Origin of the sequence: Aureimonas sp. SK2, from assembly GCF_029813115.1 — a bacterium.
Classification (GTDB): domain Bacteria; phylum Pseudomonadota; class Alphaproteobacteria; order Rhizobiales; family Rhizobiaceae; genus Aureimonas.
In genome coordinates this window covers 227,034-245,947 of the sequence record NZ_JAPZDS010000007.1, presented here as the reverse complement: position 1 = coordinate 245,947, position 18,914 = coordinate 227,034, and the positions used below count along the sequence as shown (strand labels likewise).

Here is an 18,914-nt window from a genome sequence, read left to right as displayed (position 1 = left end):
CGATCGCCGTCACGGCGAACCAACTGAACGAGCGTGCTCCAACTGATCGCAAGGGCGGCACGCTCTACTCCGAAGACGTCTGGTGACGATCCCGAAGCAGCCTGACCCCACCTGCGGCGACCCTGTTTCGGACGTCTGAAAGGTGGGTCAATTGGTGGGTCAATTGCCGCCCTGATGTGGGTCGAAATCGCTAGGAACGTCGGCGGCGTCGGGCTTCGGTTCGGCGCCGTCAGACTTTATGAGCGTGCAACCGGCTTTTGCGCAGGGCTTCGAAATCGACCGTCTTCGTGGCGTGCTCGATGTGGGGCGTCAGGAGCCGTTCCCATGCCTGCAGCACGTCACGGTGGATTTCTTGCCAGACTTCCGGTGGGGTGCCGTCATCGAAATCATGCGTCACCTGGCGGAAGGGCAACCGGTTGACGTCTCGGTCTGCCATGCGTCGCAGCGAGATCCGCATGCGTGCTCGGATCGCATTCGGGGCCGGGCCTTGGACGTCGAAAAGCGCGGCGGTCAGCGAGTTCTCTGAGATAAATGCGCGCTTGCCGACACCGGCTCTGCGGATCGGCGGGAACACGAATTCGCCGCTAGTTCTATTGACGATCTCTCTTAGCCGATCGGTGAGTTGAATCGAGACGAAAGCGTCATCCCAGTATTGCCGTCCGTTGACATTCGCTCGCTCCATTCCGGCGACGTCGCGCCTGTCGAGGCCGGTCAAAGCGATGAATTCGAGGACACGGGACATCGTCGAATGCATAATGCCGGCGCGACATACGGCGATTAGACGGCCGATCTCAGCGAGAGAAGCCGGTTCGAAATCGTGTCGCACACCGACCGCCGCCGTGGGTTTCCTGGGCTCGACGCTGGTCTCTGTTTGCACGTTGATCCCGAGTTCGTCGTAGAGCGCCATGAACCATTCGTCGGACACCGGAGCGTTTTGACGGTGCTCCGCGTATGCGCGTCTTGCGATCACACGGGCGGTCTCGAGACTGATTTCCGGAGGCGATCCGATGACACGTCGGGTTTCAGGAGCCGGACGGGTGAATCTCAATGTCCACGTGGCGCGCTTTTTGCCCGTTCGCAGTCCTAGGCCAGAGGCCAGGCTGTCGGCAAACGTGATGCGATCGCGGGTCAACGTCATCGCTTTTTGGACGTCTTCTTCAGTCAGCTCGTGTGCCATGCGTGCATTCTATGCAGCGATCGGTTGACGGACGGTTGCGCCAGCTATGACTAGATCTCGATCACCAGCGAGTGGTCGTAGCCCGTCTGCTCTGCATCGAAACCCCGTGGATTGCAGACAACCCGCGTCCGGCCGATCGAGTAGTCGAAGGCGGTATGGACGTGCCCGTGGATCCAGAGATCCGGCTGCCAGCGCTCGATCTGGGCGGACAGGTCGGAGACGTAGCAAGGCGTCAACGGATCGCCTGCGAACCGCGGATCGATGGATCGCTTGCTGGGCACATGGTGCGTGACAACGACTGTCGGGCCGTCGAATGGCTCGGCAAAACGGGCGTCGAGCCAGGCGATCGTTGACTGGAAAATCGAGGCGGCATGCTCGGGCGTGAAGGCGATCTCACGATCGTCGATCCGCCGCCGGATCAGCTGGAAATCTGGCGATCCTTCTCGGGCGTGCTGCATCGAAAGGCTGCGGGCGTCGAAGCCGTAGAGGCGGAAGTCGGTCCAGAGAGTCGCGCCGAGGAAGCGGACGCCGGCATGGATCCACTGCTGGCGCTCAAGAAAGAAGACGCTGCGGGAAACGTCCGCGGCCAGGCGGGCTTCGGCGAGCTCCTGATCGAGTTGGCGGTGATAGAATTCGTGGTTTCCGGCGACGAATACAACGGGCATCGGTGCCACTTTGTCGATCGCTTCGATCGTCCTGCGCAGGCCGTAGTTGGTGTCGCCGGCGATGACCTGGACGTCGTGAGCCGGGCAGGCCGAGTGTAGGAATTGCAGGTCGTCGAGGGGGCAGTGCAGGTCGCTGCGGATCCACAAACGCATGTCACTCTTTCTGATGTTCGCGTTCTAGATGGCGGCGCAAGGCAGCAACGATCGCCAGGCGGATGCCCTCGTCTGCGTCGACGAGCAGGTTGACGGCATCGACGCGGCGAACCCGTTTTTCAATTTCCACAAGCAGCCGGATCGTGTCGGGCTGCAGCGTCCCGACCAGGTCTTCGATAGCAAAGAGCACCATGGCCGGATCGCGGTCGGCGCTGTTCGCTTTTAGCCGGATGGTGCGATCTAGGGCCGCCATATCGAACGGCAGGTCGTCAAATTCGTCAGCCATCTGCGAGCATCGAGCAGCGGGCGAAATTCTCGATCGACGTGTGCGACAGCCGCTCGATTTCCTCAACGTCCGAGGCAGCGATTGCGGCATTCAGGGCTTCCGCATGCCAGCGCTTGGTCTCTTCGAGAACGTCGGGAGGGATCGGGCCGCGGGGCAGGGTGGAGATCACGAAACCAAGGGTCATGAAGCAACTCCGAGCTCAGCCGATTTTCGATTCGCCGGCGAGAACAGGCGTTCGATGATGGCGGTGCGCTCGCTCTCGGAGCGGATGCCGATCTTTGTCAGCCAGAGGATCGTATCGGGGTCAGTGCGCGACACCAGGTCGATCCCTAGCTCGATGATACGATCAACTCCGATCGGAAAGCGATTGTTCAGGACGGTGAGGCGGTCGGCGACGGCGGGGGCGATCTGCATGGGATACTCCGAACAAGAATGCGAAAGGGGTCAGTGCCAGGCTTTGACGGCGGCTCGTGTAGCCAGCGTGGCTTCGACAGCCCGCCGCAACTTGCGTAGCGATCCGCCGGACCAAGCCTTACGGATGACCTCGATTTCGTCCTGCGCGAGGGGAGGCGTCCAACGAGGATCACGGCCTGCGTCTTGATCGAGTTGGCCGATGATTTGGCGAACCAGCGTGCCGATGTGCTGCGGCCCAGGATCCGGCATTCGTACGATGCGGAAGCGGTCACGGAGCGGTGCCGGGACGCCTTCAAGCGAGTTAGCCGTGGCGATGAAATTGACGAAGCTGAGGTCCATCGTCCGCTCGATCGCGGTTTCGAAATAGCTCTCAGCGGTGTGCCGCTCGAGCATCGGCAGGAGGGCATGCAGCAAGCTCCCGTTTCGATCGTTGTGACCCGTTTTCTCGATCTCATCGAGGATCACGAGAGGATTCGCGGTCATCGTCGAGCGGATGAGCTCAGCGGGAACGCTTGCCCGCCGGCTCGACCACTGTGCAGGGGTTCCACCGAAGCTGCCGTCAGCGACCGAGGCGCACGGGTAGACCACGGCTGGTAGGCCGAGGACTTTCCCAACGTGTGTTGCGAGCGTCGTTTTCCCCGATCCCGCACTTCCGAGAAGCAGGACCGGCTGGTGCAGGCGAAACGGCTTCCCAGGCTGCGCGTCACGGAACAGGCTTTCGACGCATTCCTGAGCATGCGGCCAGGCGTCGAGGAAAATCTGACGGATCGCCGGCAGATCGTATTCCGCGATTACGAGTGGTAGCTGCTTGCCGCCGATCGCTGAGAACGACTTCAGCAGAGCGTTCTCGCTGACATTGACGCCGGTCAGGTCGACCTTTTCCAGCACTTGCACGGTCGGTTCGTTGATATCCGTGTCGCCAGCATGGGGCGTGCGGCTGGACGCGCTAGCTGGTAGAGCAACCAGCTCTTTCTTAGCAGCGATCTCTTTCTCCGTTGCCTCGGCTTCTGCGCGCCAAGCAGCTTCTGCCGCCTCGATCTCGAAGTCGGAGACGACCAGCGAGTCGATCTCTTTCTCCGCTACGTAGTCGGCATCTGGCTTCGCAATCGACCGCTTATAGGCGTCACCGATCAGCTGCTGGGTGACGTCCTGAGCAAAGCGATCTCGGGCACGGTCTGATGCCTGGGATCGATCGTGTCGGAACCCACGAAGCCAGCTGCCCACTCCGAAGATCGAGCCCACGAGAAAGCTGAGTTGAGTCTCGATCTCATGGATGCCGCTCTCGAGGATGTCGAGCTCGACCCCTGGGCGCCATTCCCAGACTGCGCCTGACTTCGCACGGTGGCCGACACGCCAGGCGTGGCTCTGCATGCCTTGCGAGAAGGGGATCATGATCGGCGCGTCGTCGATGCAGCTGACAGCATATCCAGCCAGCCGGTTTGCGGCATCGACGTCGCCGTGCAGGGCAAGCATAAAGTCCGCCTGGAGGACGTCCTCCGGCTTGGCTCCGACTGCTATCAGCTCCAGACGCAGCTCGTTGAACGTAATCGGAAGTCGGTCTGCGGATGCGAGCAAGGCCTTGAGATCTGCACCGCCGCGGGGGTGCTTGTCCGAGAGATAGTCGGCGAACAGATGGAGCTGCTGACGCTGATCGGCTCCGGCAAACGGCAGGCCTTGCATCAGGAACTCGATTCGCATGTGGTGCTTCGAGAGCAGTGCTCCATCGACAAGCTCCGTCGAAAGCATGCCGCCGAGGTGGTCGAGCAGGCTTACGTAGTTCAGCTTTTGAAGCGCCTGGATCTCGTTCGTCTTGAGAGCGGTGAGGGGGATCTCGAACCGTTTGGCCTGCATATCGGGGACTCCATCCCCGTTGCAGCGGAGCGATTGGGCTCGGCCGGCGTGGGGTCACTCGTTTCGTTGTCGTGACCTAAACATGCCTCCGACTGATTCCTGGGGCAAGCCGGAGCTTTGATTCGAGATGACCGCCCCGTCACCAATTTCCAGACGATTTTACCGGTCTACCGGCGGGAGCGCGTGTCCCCCACGTGTCCCCAGCGATCGACGGCTCAAACTTGCCAATCGACTTTGGAGGCTAAAACGTCAGCGTTTGCAGTGAGTTGGGAATGGTGCCGCTTAGGTGATTCGAACACCTGACCCCATCATTACGAATGATGTGCTCTACCGACTGAGCTAAAGCGGCCCTGCCTGGGTTTCTCTGCCCGGCGGATGGCGCTCTGATAGCGCCAAAGCGTTTCGGTTTCAAGCGGGTTTGTTGGCGAAGTTGCCCCGAGCCTTACGCCAGCGAAAGGCGCTGACGGGCCGCCGCGTATTCGCCGGCCAAGCGATCGACGAGGTCGGCCACCGGGACGACGCCATCGAGCGAGCCGATGCCCTGGCCTGCCCCCCAGATGTCCCGCCACGCCTTGGCGCCGCTCTCGGCACCGAAGTCCATCTTCGAAGGGTCGCTCTGCGGGAGATTGTCGGGATCGAGACCCGCCGCCTCGATCGATGCGCGGAGATAGTTGCCGTGGATGCCCGTGAAGAGATTGGAGTAGACGATGTCCTGCGCCCGTCCCGCGACCAGGGCTGCCTTATAGCGCTCGTCCGCTCGCGCTTCGTCGGTTGCGATGAAGGCCGAGCCGACATAAGCGCCGTCCGCACCCGCGGCCTGCGCTGCAAGGATTCCGGCGCCGGTGGCGATGGCACCCGAGAGAAACAGCGGCCCGTCGAACCAGCGACGAATCTCCGCGATCAGGGCAAACGGCGAAAGCGTTCCAGCGTGCCCGCCGGCACCGGCAGCCACCGCCACGAGGCCGTCGGCACCCTTCTCGATCGCCTTGCGAGCGAACCGGTCGTTGATCACATCGTGAAGGACGATACCGCCATACGAGTGGACGGCTTGGTTGACTTCCTCGACCGCCCCGAGCGACGTGATGACGATGGGAACCTTGCGGCGCACGCAGACGGCGAGGTCGGCCTCCAAGCGCTTGTTGGACCGATGCACGATCTGGTTGACGGCAAAAGGCGCGGCTGTCCGGCCATCCGGGCCCGGTGCGCGCAAGGCTTCCTCGATCTCGCACAGCCATTCGTCGAGCTGTTCGGCTGGTCTGGCGTTCAACGCCGGAAAGGCACCCACGATGCCGGCGCGCGCCTGCGCGATCACAAGTGCCGGGTGCGAGATGATGAAGAGCGGTGCCCCGATCAGCGGGAGGCGAAGGCGTCCTTGGAGGATCGGGGGAAGGGCCAAAGCTTCTCTCCATCTTTGACGTAAACGTAAGAGAAGCCATAAACGTTTTGCGCCGACGCGCCAAGAGTAGAAGGGGAGCGGCTCGCGTTGCAGCTCCGTCGATACCGATCGACGAGGGCGCGGCGCTCGGCCCGGTGACGGGGTCTGGCGCCTGCCTTTGTGAACGCCGATATGGAGTGCATGCCCGACTTGTTCCCATCTGCAGACCCGGCGCCGAATCTCTTCTCTGACCAACCGTCTCTTGTCGTAAGGGTGATCGACGTCGAAACCGCCGGCCACGGTCTCGCGGACGACGCGGTGATCGAGATCGGGTCTGTCGATCTCGATCTCACGACGGGCCGAATTTTCGACCCTCGCGAAACTCTCGTCGATCCGGGTGGCGTGTCGATCACGCCGGGAGCCCGACGCGTCCATCGCATCAGCGACGAGATGCTGGCTGGGGCGCCCGACTTCGCCACTGCGCGCGCGGCTTTCGGGGGGGCTTCCGTCTATGCCGCGCAGCGCGCTTCCTTCGACCGATCGCGTCTGAAGCTGCCGGGGGCGTGGCTCTGCACCTACAAGCTCGCGCTGCGCGCTTTTCCGGGTGTGCGTGCGCACGGGCTTCAATCGCTGGTGAAGTACGTTCCTCTCGATTTGTCCGATGTGGCGGAGCAGTTGAAGGGGTCTAACCCTCATCGCGCGCTCTATGACGCGCTTTGCACGGCCGTGCTCCTGCGCCGTATCGCCGCCGAACTGCTGCCGCGCTGCCGAGACGCGGCAGACTTCTTGGTTCGGGCAGAGCGCGTCTCAGCCGAGCCGGCGCTCCTGGCACGCCTGCGCTTTGGCCGGCACAAGAACGTGCCGATAGCAGAGGTGCCGCTCGACTATCTCGAATGGCTTATTCGAGAACCGGGAATGGATGCCGATGCGTTGTTCACCGCACGCCATCAAGTCGGCTTGCGCGAGCGGACGGCCCTTGCGGCGATGGCCCGGCCGATGCCGCTGGGCGCATGAGTCCAAGCTGCGCTTCCGGAGCGGGGAATGCCGCTCATCGTTCGCTGCGCCGGGAAGGCCGAACGGCGCGGCAGAAGCGCTGATCTACGCGTAGCACCGGCTGGTTCACGCCAGCGATTGAAGCCGCCAGAACGACTCGATGACATGCCGAAAGAAGCCTGATGTCGCGGCATCCGGACCCCAGGTCGGCTGAGGGCCGAACTCCCTTGGTGTCCGTTCTAAGGTTCCGCGTCCGGTTGCTTGCGCGATCTGCCGTTCCGGTGACGTGTCCCGACCCCGTGCAGCGGTCTTCCACCTCGTACATCGTCAGTCCGCTTCAATTCCAGAAGCGGGCCACCTGACATGCTGGATACTCACTGCCTTTCACGCGCAGAACCCGGTCGGAACGGTCCGATTTCCCGGACGGGTGACGATGTCTAGAGCAATTGGGCTTCGGCGGAAAAGGCTGCCGTCGGATCGGCGAGGTACTCTCGGCTATCGGCCGCGAACCGCCCGACTCGCCTAAGGCCTCGGGCAGGCTATCTATGCCCAGATCACGAGCTAGCCGGACAACTCCTTGCAGCGTTTCGCCGACCTTCTCGACCGTCTCGTGCTCACCCCGTCGCGGAACGGCAAGTTGCGGCTGATGGTCGATCACTTCCGCCATGTGCCCGACCCTGAGCGCGGCTATGCTCTGGCGGCCATCACGGGCGAGCTCGACATCCGGTCCGTGAAGCCCGCCATGCTGCGCGACCTGATGGCCGAGCGGATGGACGAGGTCCTGTTCGGGTATTCCTATGACTATGTCGGCGACCTCGCCGAGACGATCGCGCTTGTCTGGCCCTCGCCGCACGACGGCGAGGTCGTCCGTCGCAACGACACGCCGACGCTCGAACAGGTGGTCACCGAGCTCGACGGCGCCACGCGCGCCGAAGGGCCGCGCCTCGTGGAGAACTGGCTCGATAAGCTCGACTCTTCCGGCCGCTATGCCCTGCTCAAACTGGTGACGGGCTCGCTGCGCATCGGCGTATCCTCTCGGTTGGCGAAGCAGGCACTGGCCGACTTCGGCTCGAAGGACGTCGCCGAGATCGAGGAACTCTGGCACGGGCTGCGCCCTCCCTATGTCGAGCTCTTCGACTGGCTGGAGGGGAGGGCCGAGAAGCCGGTCTCGGCCGCTGCCTCGCCGTTCCGCCCCGTCATGCTGTCGCAGCCCCTGGAGCCGCCTGACTACGGCCGCATCGTGCCGGGGGACTACGCCGCCGAATGGAAGTGGGATGGCATACGCGTCCAGGCGACGGTGGAGCGCGGCGTGAAGCGCCTCTACTCGCGCACCGGCGACGACGTGTCCGGCGCCTTCCCCGACCTGCTCGACTACATGACCTTCGAGGGCTCTCTCGATGGCGAACTCCTGGTGGCGCGCCCGGCTTCCAAGGGCTCCGGTCGCCCGGCCGTCCATCCGCATCAGGGCGCGGTGCGCGACGACATCGTGGTCGGCACCTTTTCCGACCTCCAGCAGCGGCTGAACCGCAAGAGCGTGTCGTCCGCGGTGATGAAGCAGCATCCGGTCTTCCTGCGCGCCTACGACCTCCTACAGGACGGCGCGGACGACCTGCGCGCGCTGCCCTTCGCCGAGCGGCGCAAGCGGCTCGACCGGTTCGTCGCCGGCCTTGAGCCGAGCCGCTTCGACATTTCGCCCTTCGTGCACTTCGAAAGCTTCGACGACCTGTCGCGCCTGCGCGCCGATCCGCCCCATCCGGTGATCGAGGGGCTGATGCTGAAGCGATGGGACTCGGCCTATGTGCCCGGTCGACCGAAGGGGCCGTGGTTCAAGTGGAAGCAGGATCCGCACCTGATCGACGCCGTGCTGATGTATGCGCAGCGCGGCCACGGCAAGCGGTCGAGCTTCTACTCCGACTATACGTTCGGCGTCTGGACGGGACCGCAGGACGCGCCGGAGCTGGTGCCGGTCGGCAAGGCCTATTTCGGCTTCACGGACGAGGAGCTGAAGCAGCTCGACAAGTATATCCGCGACAACACGATCGAGCGCTTCGGACCGGTGCGCTCGGTGCGCGCCGAGCCCGACCACGGGCTGGTGATCGAGGTCGCCTTTGAGGGGCTGGCACGGTCCGGGCGCCACAAGTCGGGCGTCGCCATGCGTTTCCCCCGCGTCTCGCGTCTGCGCTGGGACAAGCCGGCCTCGGAGGCGGACCGACTGGAAACGCTGCAGGCGATGATCGACGGCTGAGCGGCGCCGCTTAACCTCTGCGGCGGATCCGGTGCTTGCATCGCCACAATCTGCCCTCTACCTCGGATGCGAACCCTGGTGGAGAAGACCGACATGGCCGATCGCGTTTCGACGTTTCTGGGCGGCTCGCCGCTGGCGGTCCTCGTCCGGCTGCTGGTGATCTCGCTGCTTGTCGGCATCCTCCTGTCGTGGTTCGACATCCGCCCGTACGAACTCGTCGAATGGGCCAAGGACTTCGTCCAGTGGATGTGGGTCAGCGTCTTCGGATCGCTCAACCGCGTAATCGACTACGTGCTCCTCGGCGCGGCCGTCGTTGTGCCCATCTTCCTCGTCTCGCGCCTGCTGAAGACCGGGCGCGGATAGCCGTCAGACGAACTCGCTCGCCACACGGTGCAGGATCGTGTGGCGGCGCGACAGCGCTTCGATGTCGCGCGAGTAGCCGCCGCCGATGACGCCGGCCACGGGCACGTTCCGCTCGCGGAAGAAGCCGATCACGCGCCGGTCGCGCTCCGCGAGCCCAGCGTCGGTCAGCGACAGCCGGCCGAGCCGATCCTCCGCGTGTGGGTCCACGCCGGCATTGTAGAAGACGATGTCCGGCCGCGCCCGTGCGAAGGCCGTCTCCAAGAGGTCTGGAAGAACGGTGAGATAGGCCTCGTCGCCCGTCCCGTCGGGCAGGCCGAGGTCGAGGTCCGAAACGGCCTTGGGGTGGGGGTAGTTGCGCTCGCCGTGGATCGACAGCGTGAAGACGGCATGATCGTTGGCGAAGATGCGCGCCGTGCCATCGCCTTGGTGGACGTCGCAGTCGAACACGAGAACGCGCCCGACCTCGCCGTCCGAGATCAGCACGGAGGCCGCGACGGCCACGTCGTTGAAAACGGAAAAGCCCGCGCCGCCCTCACGCGCGGCGTGGTGGCTGCCACCGGCCGTGTTGCAGGCGAGCCCGAGTTCCAGCGCGAGCCGGGCCGCCAGCACCGTGCCGCCGGTCGCGCAGCGCGAGCGGCGTGCGACCCGTTCGTCCACGGCGAAGCCGATCGCTTTCTCCGTCGCCTTGTCCACACGCTGGGTCACGACGGCATCGACATAGGACGCATCGTGCGCCAGCTCCAGCCAGCTTTCGGGCGCCGCTATCGGCTGGAAGAAGCCGTTCGGCACCAGTCCGTCCTCCACCAGGATGGCGGCCAGCCGCGTGAACTTCGACATCGGGAAGCGATGCGCCTCGTCGAACCGCGCGTCGAAGGCCGGATGGTGGACGATCGCCAGCGGCAACGGACTTCAGGCCCTCACGGCCGCGGGACTTCCCAGCCGAGCGGCGGCGGACCGGCGAGGATCTCGTCCACCCGGCTGTCGCGGATGCTCGCGATCGTGTCGATGCCGGTCCGGTCGAGATGGCGCGAAAGGTCCTTCAGGATGCGGATCGGCAGGTCCGGCCCGCCGTAGACGAGGGCGGTGTAGAGCTGCACGAGGTCGGCCCCGGCCTCCATCTTGCGCAGGAAGGTCGAAGCGTTCTCGACGCCGCCGACGCCGATGATCGGCACGCTCGGCCCCATCGCGCGCCGGAACATGGCGAGCACGTAGGTCGAGCGGTCGAACACGGGGCGCCCGGACAGGCCGCCCGCCTCGTTTCCGTTCGCGCGGCCCTCGACGCCGTGGCGCGACAGGGTCGTGTTGGAGACGATCAACCCCTCGACCTTGCGATGCTTGGCCGTGTCGGCGATCGCCCAGATCTCGTCCTCGTTGAGGTCGGGAGCGACCTTCAGGAACACAGGGCGCCGCTTGGTGGCCGCGATCGCCGCCGCGCCGTCGCGCGCTGCCATCACGAATTCTAGGAGCCGGTCGAGGTCGGAGCCTTGCTGCAGTGTGCGAAGGCCCGGCGTATTGGGCGACGAGATGTTGACGGTCAGATAGCTCGACAGCGCCTCGAACCGGTGGATCCCTGCGACGTAGTCGGCGATCCGGTCGGCCGCGTCCTTGTTGGCGCCGATGTTGACGCCGACGATCCCGGCCTTGCGCGAGCGCGCCTCAAGCCGCTCGGCTACGTCGGCGTGGCCGTGATTGTTGAAGCCGAGCCGGTTGATCACAGCGCCAGCCTCGGGCAGGCGGAAGACGCGGGGTTTCGGGTTGCCCTCCTGCGGAAGGGGGGTCACCGTGCCGATCTCGACGAAGCCGAAGCCGAGCCGGAGCGCAGCGTCCGGCACCTCCGCGTTCTTGTCGTAGCCTGCCGCCAAGCCGAGGGGGTTGGGGAAGGTGAGGCCCGCCACCTCCGTGCGCAGGCGGGGGTCGATCGGCCGATTGCGCCGCGGCACCAGCCCGCGCTTCAGCGCCTCGACCGATAGCGTGTGCGCCCGCTCGGCGTCGAGCTTGAACAGGAGCGGCCGGGCGAGGCCGTAGAGACCGCTCATCGGACGCTGCCCGGAAACACGTGCACCCCGTCCGGGCCGAGCGGCACATCGGCGACGTAGACCACCGCGTCCATCGACAGTTCGCCATAGAGATGGGGAAACAGAGCGCCGCCGCGCGAAGGCTCCCACTTCAGCGCCGGACCCAGCTTCTCCGGGTCGACGGCGACGACGATCAGCGAGGCGTCGCCCGCGAAATGCTTCGCCGCCGTCTCGCGCACCTGCTCGGCGGTCGAGAAGTGGATGTAGCCGTCCTCGAGGTCGACGGGCGCGCCGGAAAAGCGGCCGGCGGCCTCGGCTGCGAGCCACTCCGACCGGGGTGAAAGCTTGAAGATGAGCGCGCTCTGTTTCATGCGATCCGCGTGCCAGACACGTTGCCCGCCGTCAATCGGCGCCCGCCTCCAGCGCTGAGGTCGGACCCGATGCCGCAACCCCTTCGATCTGCCTGTTCAGGAACTCGGCCATGCGCGCCTCCGAGCGCCCTCCCGCATCGCTGGCGAAGGTCTCGTAGACATGGCACCCGTCCGGTTGGATGCCGAGTTCCGCCTCGTTGCCCGCCGCCAGCCAGCGCGCGCTCATGAACAGCGTGTCGTCGAGAAGAAGATCGCGCGTGCCGACGCTGAAGAGGGCCGGGGGCATGCCCTTGAGATCGGCATAAAGCGGCGAGACCGCGGGGTCTCGCGCGTCTTCGCCCCCGGCGAGGAACCGCCGCACGAACTCGCCGACATCATCGGTGTTCAGGATCAACCGCTCCGGCCCGAAGCGGCGTACGCTCGGCGTCAGCGACAGGTCGAAGCAGCCGGCCACGAGATTGGCGGCCTGGAACGGCGCAAGACCGTGCCGGTCGCGCAGGCGAAGGAGCGTGAGAGCGGAAAGGTGCGCGCCCGCCGACTCGCCGCCGATGGCGAGAAATCCGGCCGGCAGGTCCGCGAGCCGCCCGTCGGCCAGCGCCAGCGCAGCCGCCTCGCAGTCGTCCGGCCCCGCGGGGAACGGGTATTCCGGCGCGAGCCGGTAGTCCACCGAGGCCACGCAGAGCCCCGTCGCGTCCGCGAGGCGCCGAAGGCGCGGGTCGTTCTCGACCGCCTCCCCGAACACCCAGCCGCCGCCGTGGAAATGCAGATAGGTGCCGCGCGCACGCCCATCAGACGGGCGCAGGATGCGAATCGGGATGGTGTGTCCGCTGCCGGACGGAAGGCGGATTTCGACGGCATCCGGATCGGGCGACAGTCCGGGAAACACTCCGAGGCCTTGGCGGCGGGCCGTCCGCACCACGTCCACCGGAAACGACCAGGGGCTCGGCCGGCTTGCCTGAAAGGCGGCGATCTCCGCGTTGAGCCCGTGCAATTCGTCGTCGCGCTCTGCGAAGGCGGCTGCGGGAAGCACGATGTCGCTGGTCATGAGAATGTCTCTCGCCGCGCGTTGCAATGCGGCCATATGGCATGAGGACCGGAGGGAAAGTCGACCATGCAATCCGTCACCCAGCAGTTTCTCCACCGCCTGACCGTCCAGACGCGCGGGCAGGGGCTCACCGACATCTCGCGCGAGATCGCGGCCGTCCTTGCGGCGGAGGGCGCGGGCGACGGGCTCCTGACCGTCTTCATCCGCCACACGTCGGCCTCTCTCACCATTCAGGAGAACGCCGATCCCGACGTGCGCACCGACCTCCTGTCGGCCTTCGACCGGTTGGCTCCGGAGGATGCGCCCTATGTCCACACGATCGAGGGGCCGGACGACATGCCGGCCCACATCAAGACCGCGCTGACCGACACCAGCCTGTCCGTTCCCGTGGAGGGCGGGCGTATGGTGCTCGGCACCTGGCAGGGCCTCTACCTCTTCGAGCACCGCGCGCGCCCGCACCGGCGCGAGATCGTCCTTCACTTCCTCGGTACGGCGCGCGGCTGAGCCGCCACTCGCGCGAAGGTTGCTTTCCCGGAACCCTACGATACCCTCCACTCACGGCACCGTGAGTCTGTCGGGAGAAGGTCGAGCCATGCTGAAGGAATTCCGGGAGTTCGCCCTCAAGGGCAACATGGTCGATCTGGCGATCGGCATCATCATCGGCGCTGCCTTTTCCGGCCTCGTCAACTCCATCGTGGCCGACATCATCATGCCGATCGTCGGCCTCATCACGGGCGGCGTCGACTTCTCCAACCAATTCATCGCTCTGAGTTCCAACGTGACCGCGACCAGCCTCGCCCAGGCGCGCGAGCAGGGTGCGGTCATCGCCTACGGCAACTTCATCACGCTTGCGATCAACTTCGTGATCGTCGCCTTCGTGCTCTTCATGGTGGTCAAGTTCATGAACCGCCTGAAGCGCAAGGAGGAGGCGAAGCCGCCCGAGGCCAAGGAGGTTCCGCGCGAGGAGAAGCTTCTCGAGGAGATCCGCGACCTCCTCGCCAGCGGACGCCCAAGCGTGCGGCCGGGCCAGGTGCCGGGCGGCGACTTTTAAGCGAGCCTTGCCATCCTCCGGGCTTGACGAACGGGGCGGAAAGACCGAGTCCCGGCGCAGCGGACCGCGAACCGTCGGCGGTCCGAACTTGTGTCCGGGACTGCCCTCATGAGCCTTCTGCAACGTCTGCGTCCGGCCGCTCTCGCCGCTCCCGAGAGTGGCATCGTCGCCGTCATCAACCATGCGCGCGGACGCGACGGCCTGATCCCGCTCTGGGCCGGCGAGGGAGACCTCGCGACGCCCGCCTTCATCGCCGACGCCGCCGCCCGATCCCTCCAGGAAGGTGAGACCTTCTATACCTGGCAGCGCGGCATCCCCGAACTGCGGCAGGCGATCGCCGGCTACACCCAGCGCCTCTACGGTCGCCCGACCTCGCCCGAGCGCATCTTCGTCACCGGATCGGGCATGCATGCCATCCAGCTCGTGCTGACCGCGCTGGCAGGCGAGGGCGACGAGGTGGTCTTCGTCTCGCCGCTCTGGCCGAACTTCGCCGCCGCGGCCGGCGTCAGCGGCGCGAAACCCGTCGAAGTGCCGCTCGACTGGACGGGCTCGCAATGGCGCCTCGACCTCGACCGCCTGCGCGATGCGATCACGCCGCGCACGCGCGCCGTCTTCGTCAACACGCCCAACAACCCGACCGGCTGGACGGCCGACGCGCAAACCATCCGCGACATCCTGTCGATCACGCGCGAGGCCGGGGTCTTCGTCGTGGCGGACGAGATCTACAGCCGCTTCTTCTACGCCGGCGACCGGGCACCCTCGTTCCACGACGCGATGGCGGACGGCGACGCGCTGGTCTTCGTCAACTCCTTCTCCAAGAACTGGGCGATGACCGGCTGGCGCGTCGGCTGGATCGAGGCGCCGCCCGAACTGGGGCAGTTGATCGAGAACCTCGTGCAATATTCCAACTCGGGCGTCGCCACCTTCATGCAGCGCGGCGCCGTAGCGGCGATCGAAGGGGGCGAAGCTTTCATCGAAACCCAGGTCGCCCGCGCGGCCGAGGCGCGCCGCATCTTCACCGGCGCGCTGGCTGCTACCAACCGCGTCTCGATCGCCCCGCCGGACGGCGCGTTCTACGCTTTCTTCGCGATCGACGGCATCACCGACGGCATGCGGGCGGCGCTCAGCATCGCCGACGAGGTGGGGGTCGGCCTCGCGCCCGGCGCCGCCTTCGCGCCAAATACTCAGGGCCATCTGCGCGCCTGCTTCCACCGGCGGCTCGACCAGGTCGAGGAGTCAGCCGCCCGGCTTGTGGATTGGATTGGGCGGCAGCCTTGAACCGCTACGCCCAGGCGGGACTGACGATCGCCATCGGGGCGCTCGGCGGCAGCGTCGCGGCCTTCGCCGGCCTGCCGGTCGCCTGGCTCCTCGGCGCGACGATGGCCGTCGTGGTCGCCACCCTGTCCGGACTCACGCTGCGGGTGCCCGACCGGCTGCGGGACGCGACCTTCTTCGTGCTCGGCATCCAGGCGGGGTCGGGCGTCACGCCGGAAGTCGTCAACCAGTTGGCGCTCTGGCCCTTGTCCTTCGCCATCCAGATGGTCGGGGTCGCACTGATCGTTGTGGCGACCAAGGTCTTTCTGGAGCGAGTCTTCGGCTGGGACCGGGAAACCGCTCTCTTCGCCTCGCTGCCCGGCGCCATGTCCTTCGTGCTTGCGGCCGCCTCCGAGACGCGGGCGGACATGACGCGCATCGTCGTCGTCCAGTCGACCCGCCTCCTCCTCCTGATCGGCGCGCTGACCCCGCTTCTCGCCTGGCTTGAAGGCGCCAATGCCATCGAGGGCTCCTTGCGCGGCGGCGTCATCGGCACGCCGCTGCAATATGCGATCCTCGCCGGGCTCTGCGCTCTCTGCGCCTGGATCGGGGTACGCAGCCGCCTGCCGGGGGGGCTGATCCTCGGCGCGCTGTTCGCCAGCGCCTTTCTGCACGGCACGGAAATCGCGCCGGTCGCCGTGCCCAACTGGATCGCCATTCCCGCGCTGGTCGTGCTCGGCTGCTCCATCGGCGCACGGCTTCGCCCCGAACACCGGAGCGCCATGGCCGAACTTCTGACGGCTTCGCTCGGTGCCTTCGCCATCGGGCTCGGTCTGTCGGGGCTCGCCGGGCTGGTGGCTTTCGCGCTGCTCGGCATCGCCTTCGGCAAGATCGCGCTGGCCTATGCGCCGGGTGCACTGGAGGCGCTGACGGTGCTGGCCTTCCAGTTCAATCTCGACCCGGCCTATGTCGCCGCGCACCATGTCGTGCGCTTCGTGGGCCTCGCGCTGATCGTTCCGATCCTCGCCCGCCGCCTGCCGCGGACGCGCTCGGAAGGGAGCGTCGTGCGCAAGGAAGCCGCCCCCGCCGCTTCTGCGCGCGACACGGAAGACGATCCGACGCGCGAGCCCTGATGCGAAAACGCCCGCTCGTCGCGGGCGTTCGTCGGATCGGATCAGCCGCCGGCCTTGGCCAGCACCAGCGCGGGTGCCGCTTCGGCGCGCTCGGTCTCGGCCGGGCGCTGGGAGGCGAAGGGAATGCCCAGCGCCGTCCAGGTCTCGACCAGCGCGTCGCGCAAGGCTGCCACCAGCGCGTCGTCGTGCAGCGGGGTCGGCGTGATGCGCAGCCGCTCGGTGCCACGCGGCACGGTCGGGTAGTTGATCGGCTGAATATAGATGCCGTGGCGGTCGAGAAGCCGGTCGCTCGCCTGCTTGCAGAGGTCCGGATCGCCCACCAGAAGCGGCACGATATGCGTGTCCGACGACATGACCGGCAGGTCGGCGCCCGTCAGCGCGCCCTTCACCGCCGCCACCTGCCGCTGTTGGCCGGCGCGCTCGACGCCCGACTGCTTGAGGTGGCGGATGGAGGCGGCGGCCGCGGCGGCGAGCGCCGGGGGCAGGGCGGTGGTGAAGATGAAGCCCGGCGCATAGGAGCGCACGGCGTCCACCAGCGCGCGGCTGCCGGCGATGTAGCCGCCCAGCACGCCGAAGGCCTTGGCGAGCGTTCCCTCGATCACGTCGAGACGGTGCGCCACGCCCTCGCGGTCGGTGATGCCGCCGCCGCGCGGGCCGTACATGCCGACCGCATGGACCTCGTCGATATAGGTCATGGCGTTGTACTGGTCGGCGAGGTCACAGATCGCCGCGATGGGTGCCACGTCGCCGTCCATCGAGTAGACGCTCTCGAAGACGATCAGCTTCGGGCGCTCGGGATCGGCGGCCTTCAGCAGCTCTTCGAGGTGAGCCACGTCGTTGTGGCGGAACACCTGCTTGCGGCAGCCGGAGCGGCGCACGCCCTCGATCATCGAGGCGTGGTTGAGTTCGTCCGACAGGATCAGGCAGTCCGGCAGGAGTTTGGCGATGGTCGAGATCGAGGCGTCGTTGGACACGAAGCCGGAGGTGAAGACCAGCGCCGCCTCCTTGCCATGGAGATCGGCGAGTTCGGCTTCAAGCTCCACCAGCGGGTGGCTGGTGCCGGAAATGTTGCGCGTGCCGCCGGCGCCCGAGCCCATGCAGGCGACGGCATCCGTCATCGCGCCCACAACGGCCGCGTGCTGGCCCATGCCGAGATAGTCGTTCGAGCACCAGACGGTGATCTCGCGGGCCTGCCCCTCATGGCGCCAGACGGCGGCGGGGAAACGGCCTGCGATACGCTCCAGGTCGGCGAAGACACGGTAGCGGCGTTCTGCGTGGAGAGCCTCGATCGCGGATGCGAAATGCGAGTGGTAGTCGATCATCCGGAACTCCTTGATGAGAGGCGTTCTAAGATCGCGCCCTCGCGAAGTCCACCCGGACAGAATGTCCAAGCCGCCGGTTCAGGCCTTCTCCTCGCTGGATGTGTCCTCGGCGCCGGTTTCGGCGTCCCCCCTCTCGGCCCGACCGCGCGCCTGCTCCTTTCGGCGGCGCAGGTTCTCCCGCAGCGTCTCCTCCAGGCGCTTCTGGCGCTTCAGCTTGGCAGGGTCGATCAGATCGTGGGTCATGAGTGCCTCTAACCCCGCTTGCCCCGGCGCTTCAAGTGAAGGTCGCGCAACATGCGGCGCAGCCCGTCCTCCGTCGTTTCCGGCGGCTGCCAGCCGGTGGCGGTGCGGAAGGCCGCGTCGTCCACGACGAGCGAGCCGAAGAGCCGCTCGTACTGCTCGCGGCGGCCGGCCAGGCTCGCGATCCGGGCCAGCGCATGCGTAGGCAAGGAGAAGAGGCGCGGCGAACGGCCCATTTCCTGGCGGGCGAAGGCGACCATCTCGCCGAGGCTCCAGGGCTCGCCGTCGCAGACGAGGAACGTACCGCCGGCAGCGCTTGGCGCGCCCGCCGCCAGCGTCAGCGCCTCCAGCGCGTTGGCGAGCGACAGGAGGCTGCGGCTGGCGCTGGGGGCCGCGAGCGGCAACGGGACCGGCAGGCTCGACACGCGCAGCAGCGCCGCGACGCCGCCGCGGCCGCCGGGGCCGTAGACCGGCGGCAGGCGCAGAACCGTGCCCTCGGTCGCGCTGCCTTCGAGCGCCCGCCACATCGCGGTCTCGCCCGCGAGCTTGGAGGCGGCATAGGCGTTCTGCGGCCGGGTCGGCGCGCTTTCGTCGAAGGGCTCGGAGGTGAGGGGATGCACGAGATTGGTGGAAGCGTAGACGAAGCGCCGAACGCCATGCCGCGCGGACGTCTCGGCGAGGGCCTGCGTCGCGGAGGCGTTGGCCGCCATCAGCGCCGCGTCGTCCTTGGCGGCCGGCTCGTTGCGCTTCGGGTTGAGCGCCGCCAGATGGATCACGGTGTCCAGACCCTTCGGCCACCCCGACCAGCCGCCGATCTGCCGCAGGTCGTCCGGCGCGCCGTCCTTCCCACGCGAGAGGGCGGTCACCGCATCGCCCTGTCCGGCGAGATGGGCGACGAGGTTCCGGCCAATGAAGCCGGACGCCCCGGTCACGAGAATACGCACGTCGGGATGCTCCCCCT

At 66.5% G+C, this 18,914-nt stretch carries 21 protein-coding genes and 1 tRNA gene; 7 read left to right on the top strand and 15 right to left on the bottom strand.

Going from position 1 to position 18,914, the window contains the following annotated elements:
- Nucleotides 1–229 precede the first annotated feature (229 nt).
- The 8 genes from O5O54_RS11420 to O5O54_RS11385 form a co-directional block, all read right to left on the bottom strand.
- Nucleotides 230–1,177 carry an Arm DNA-binding domain-containing protein gene (locus O5O54_RS11420; protein WP_279481805.1) on the bottom strand — a complete coding sequence of 316 codons (948 nt, stop codon included), beginning with the start codon at nt 1,175–1,177 and terminating at the stop codon, nt 230–232.
- Nucleotides 1,178–1,227: 50 nt separating this feature from the next.
- On the bottom strand, nt 1,228–1,995 hold the full coding sequence (locus O5O54_RS11415; protein WP_279481802.1) for a metallophosphoesterase: 768 nt from the start codon (nt 1,993–1,995) through the stop codon (nt 1,228–1,230).
- Nucleotide 1,996: 1 nt separating this feature from the next.
- Nucleotides 1,997–2,281, bottom strand: a complete 285-nt coding sequence (locus O5O54_RS11410; RefSeq protein WP_279481801.1) for a hypothetical protein — start codon at nt 2,279–2,281, stop codon at nt 1,997–1,999.
- A complete protein-coding gene (locus O5O54_RS11405) occupies nt 2,274–2,450 on the bottom strand; it encodes a hypothetical protein (RefSeq protein WP_279481798.1) in 177 nt (58 codons plus the stop codon). The genes O5O54_RS11410 and O5O54_RS11405 overlap by 8 nt, the downstream gene beginning before the upstream one ends.
- A gap of 11 nt (nt 2,451–2,461) precedes the next feature.
- Nucleotides 2,462–2,695: a hypothetical protein gene (locus O5O54_RS11400; protein WP_279481796.1), complete on the bottom strand. Its 234-nt coding sequence runs from the start codon at nt 2,693–2,695 to the stop codon at nt 2,462–2,464.
- A 30-nt stretch (nt 2,696–2,725) separates the two neighbouring features.
- Nucleotides 2,726–4,546, bottom strand: a complete 1,821-nt coding sequence (locus O5O54_RS11395; protein WP_279481794.1) for an AAA family ATPase — start codon at nt 4,544–4,546, stop codon at nt 2,726–2,728.
- 273 nt (nt 4,547–4,819) lie between these two features.
- Nucleotides 4,820–4,895: transfer RNA gene (locus tag O5O54_RS11390), tRNA-Thr, on the bottom strand.
- Between the two features lie 93 nt (nt 4,896–4,988).
- The gene (locus O5O54_RS11385) at nt 4,989–5,942 is read right to left on the bottom strand and encodes a nitronate monooxygenase family protein (RefSeq protein ID WP_279481792.1); all 954 of its coding nucleotides are present in this window, start codon (nt 5,940–5,942) and stop codon (nt 4,989–4,991) included.
- A 180-nt stretch (nt 5,943–6,122) separates the two neighbouring features.
- On the opposite strand from O5O54_RS11385, the gene O5O54_RS11380 reads away from it, so the two are divergent.
- From O5O54_RS11380 to O5O54_RS11370, 3 genes are all read left to right on the top strand, one after another.
- Complete coding sequence (locus O5O54_RS11380; RefSeq protein WP_279481791.1) at nt 6,123–6,935, top strand: exonuclease domain-containing protein; 813 nt, start codon at nt 6,123–6,125, stop codon at nt 6,933–6,935.
- Nucleotides 6,936–7,491: 556 nt separating this feature from the next.
- Nucleotides 7,492–9,159 carry a cisplatin damage response ATP-dependent DNA ligase gene (locus O5O54_RS11375; protein WP_279481789.1) on the top strand — a complete coding sequence of 556 codons (1,668 nt, stop codon included), beginning with the start codon at nt 7,492–7,494 and terminating at the stop codon, nt 9,157–9,159.
- Between the two features lie 93 nt (nt 9,160–9,252).
- The gene (locus tag O5O54_RS11370; protein WP_279481787.1) at nt 9,253–9,522 is read left to right on the top strand and encodes a DUF6460 domain-containing protein; all 270 of its coding nucleotides are present in this window, start codon (nt 9,253–9,255) and stop codon (nt 9,520–9,522) included.
- A 3-nt stretch (nt 9,523–9,525) separates the two neighbouring features.
- Here O5O54_RS11370 and O5O54_RS11365 read toward each other — a convergent pair whose 3' ends face one another.
- Genes O5O54_RS11365 through O5O54_RS11350 form a run of 4 tightly spaced genes read right to left on the bottom strand, consistent with a single transcriptional unit; the run spans nt 9,526 to nt 12,953 of the window.
- A complete protein-coding gene (locus O5O54_RS11365) occupies nt 9,526–10,425 on the bottom strand; it encodes a histone deacetylase (RefSeq protein ID WP_279481785.1) in 900 nt (299 codons plus the stop codon).
- A 14-nt stretch (nt 10,426–10,439) separates the two neighbouring features.
- Entirely contained in the window at nt 10,440–11,558 is a 1,119-nt protein-coding gene (locus O5O54_RS11360; protein ID WP_279481782.1) for a quinone-dependent dihydroorotate dehydrogenase, read from the bottom strand.
- Nucleotides 11,555–11,908 (bottom strand): DUF952 domain-containing protein, encoded by a 354-nt coding sequence (locus O5O54_RS11355; protein ID WP_279481780.1) that lies wholly within the window; start codon nt 11,906–11,908, stop codon nt 11,555–11,557. The genes O5O54_RS11360 and O5O54_RS11355 overlap by 4 nt, the downstream gene beginning before the upstream one ends.
- Nucleotides 11,909–11,939: 31 nt before the next feature.
- Complete coding sequence (locus O5O54_RS11350) at nt 11,940–12,953, bottom strand: alpha/beta hydrolase (protein WP_279481779.1); 1,014 nt, start codon at nt 12,951–12,953, stop codon at nt 11,940–11,942.
- A 66-nt stretch (nt 12,954–13,019) separates the two neighbouring features.
- On the opposite strand from O5O54_RS11350, the gene O5O54_RS11345 reads away from it, so the two are divergent.
- The 4 genes from O5O54_RS11345 (at nt 13,020) to O5O54_RS11330 (ending at nt 16,391) form a co-directional block, all read left to right on the top strand.
- Nucleotides 13,020–13,457, top strand: a complete 438-nt coding sequence (locus O5O54_RS11345) for a secondary thiamine-phosphate synthase enzyme YjbQ (protein WP_279481777.1) — start codon at nt 13,020–13,022, stop codon at nt 13,455–13,457.
- An 88-nt stretch (nt 13,458–13,545) separates the two neighbouring features.
- Complete coding sequence (mscL, locus tag O5O54_RS11340; protein ID WP_279481775.1) at nt 13,546–14,004, top strand: large conductance mechanosensitive channel protein MscL; 459 nt, start codon at nt 13,546–13,548, stop codon at nt 14,002–14,004.
- Between the two features lie 108 nt (nt 14,005–14,112).
- Complete coding sequence (locus O5O54_RS11335) at nt 14,113–15,282, top strand: pyridoxal phosphate-dependent aminotransferase (protein WP_279481773.1); 1,170 nt, start codon at nt 14,113–14,115, stop codon at nt 15,280–15,282.
- Nucleotides 15,279–16,391, top strand: coding sequence for an AbrB family transcriptional regulator (locus O5O54_RS11330; RefSeq protein WP_279481771.1), 1,113 nt, complete (start codon nt 15,279–15,281; stop codon nt 16,389–16,391). Before O5O54_RS11335 ends, O5O54_RS11330 begins: the two co-directional genes overlap by 4 nt.
- 41 nt (nt 16,392–16,432) lie before the next feature.
- On the opposite strand, the gene hemA is transcribed toward O5O54_RS11330, so the two are convergent.
- From hemA to O5O54_RS11315, 3 genes are all read right to left on the bottom strand, one after another.
- Nucleotides 16,433–17,710 (bottom strand): 5-aminolevulinate synthase, encoded by a 1,278-nt coding sequence (gene hemA, locus O5O54_RS11325; RefSeq protein WP_407061697.1) that lies wholly within the window; start codon nt 17,708–17,710, stop codon nt 16,433–16,435.
- 81 nt (nt 17,711–17,791) lie between these two features.
- Nucleotides 17,792–17,956 (bottom strand): hypothetical protein, encoded by a 165-nt coding sequence (locus O5O54_RS11320; protein WP_279481768.1) that lies wholly within the window; start codon nt 17,954–17,956, stop codon nt 17,792–17,794.
- An 8-nt stretch (nt 17,957–17,964) separates the two neighbouring features.
- Nucleotides 17,965–18,897, bottom strand: coding sequence for an NAD-dependent epimerase/dehydratase family protein (locus O5O54_RS11315; RefSeq protein ID WP_279481765.1), 933 nt, complete (start codon nt 18,895–18,897; stop codon nt 17,965–17,967).
- Between the last annotated feature and the right edge of the window lie 17 nt (nt 18,898–18,914).

Coding starts and splice junctions, on each gene's coding strand:
- O5O54_RS11420 (WP_279481805.1), bottom strand. CDS start 1,177: ATGGCACACGAGCTGACTGAAGAAGACGTCCAAAAAGCGATGACGTTG.
- O5O54_RS11345 (WP_279481777.1), top strand. CDS start 13,020: ATGCAATCCGTCACCCAGCAGTTTCTCCACCGCCTGACCGTCCAGACG.
- O5O54_RS11355 (WP_279481780.1), bottom strand. CDS start 11,908: ATGAAACAGAGCGCGCTCATCTTCAAGCTTTCACCCCGGTCGGAGTGG.
- O5O54_RS11320 (WP_279481768.1), bottom strand. CDS start 17,956: ATGACCCACGATCTGATCGACCCTGCCAAGCTGAAGCGCCAGAAGCGC.
- O5O54_RS11360 (WP_279481782.1), bottom strand. CDS start 11,558: ATGAGCGGTCTCTACGGCCTCGCCCGGCCGCTCCTGTTCAAGCTCGAC.
- O5O54_RS11400 (WP_279481796.1), bottom strand. CDS start 2,695: ATGCAGATCGCCCCCGCCGTCGCCGACCGCCTCACCGTCCTGAACAAT.
- O5O54_RS11350 (WP_279481779.1), bottom strand. CDS start 12,953: ATGACCAGCGACATCGTGCTTCCCGCAGCCGCCTTCGCAGAGCGCGAC.
- O5O54_RS11415 (WP_279481802.1), bottom strand. CDS start 1,995: ATGCGTTTGTGGATCCGCAGCGACCTGCACTGCCCCCTCGACGACCTG.
- O5O54_RS11335 (WP_279481773.1), top strand. CDS start 14,113: ATGAGCCTTCTGCAACGTCTGCGTCCGGCCGCTCTCGCCGCTCCCGAG.
- O5O54_RS11395 (WP_279481794.1), bottom strand. CDS start 4,546: ATGCAGGCCAAACGGTTCGAGATCCCCCTCACCGCTCTCAAGACGAAC.
- mscL (WP_279481775.1), top strand. CDS start 13,546: ATGCTGAAGGAATTCCGGGAGTTCGCCCTCAAGGGCAACATGGTCGAT.
- O5O54_RS11410 (WP_279481801.1), bottom strand. CDS start 2,281: ATGGCTGACGAATTTGACGACCTGCCGTTCGATATGGCGGCCCTAGAT.
- O5O54_RS11380 (WP_279481791.1), top strand. CDS start 6,123: ATGCCCGACTTGTTCCCATCTGCAGACCCGGCGCCGAATCTCTTCTCT.
- O5O54_RS11370 (WP_279481787.1), top strand. CDS start 9,253: ATGGCCGATCGCGTTTCGACGTTTCTGGGCGGCTCGCCGCTGGCGGTC.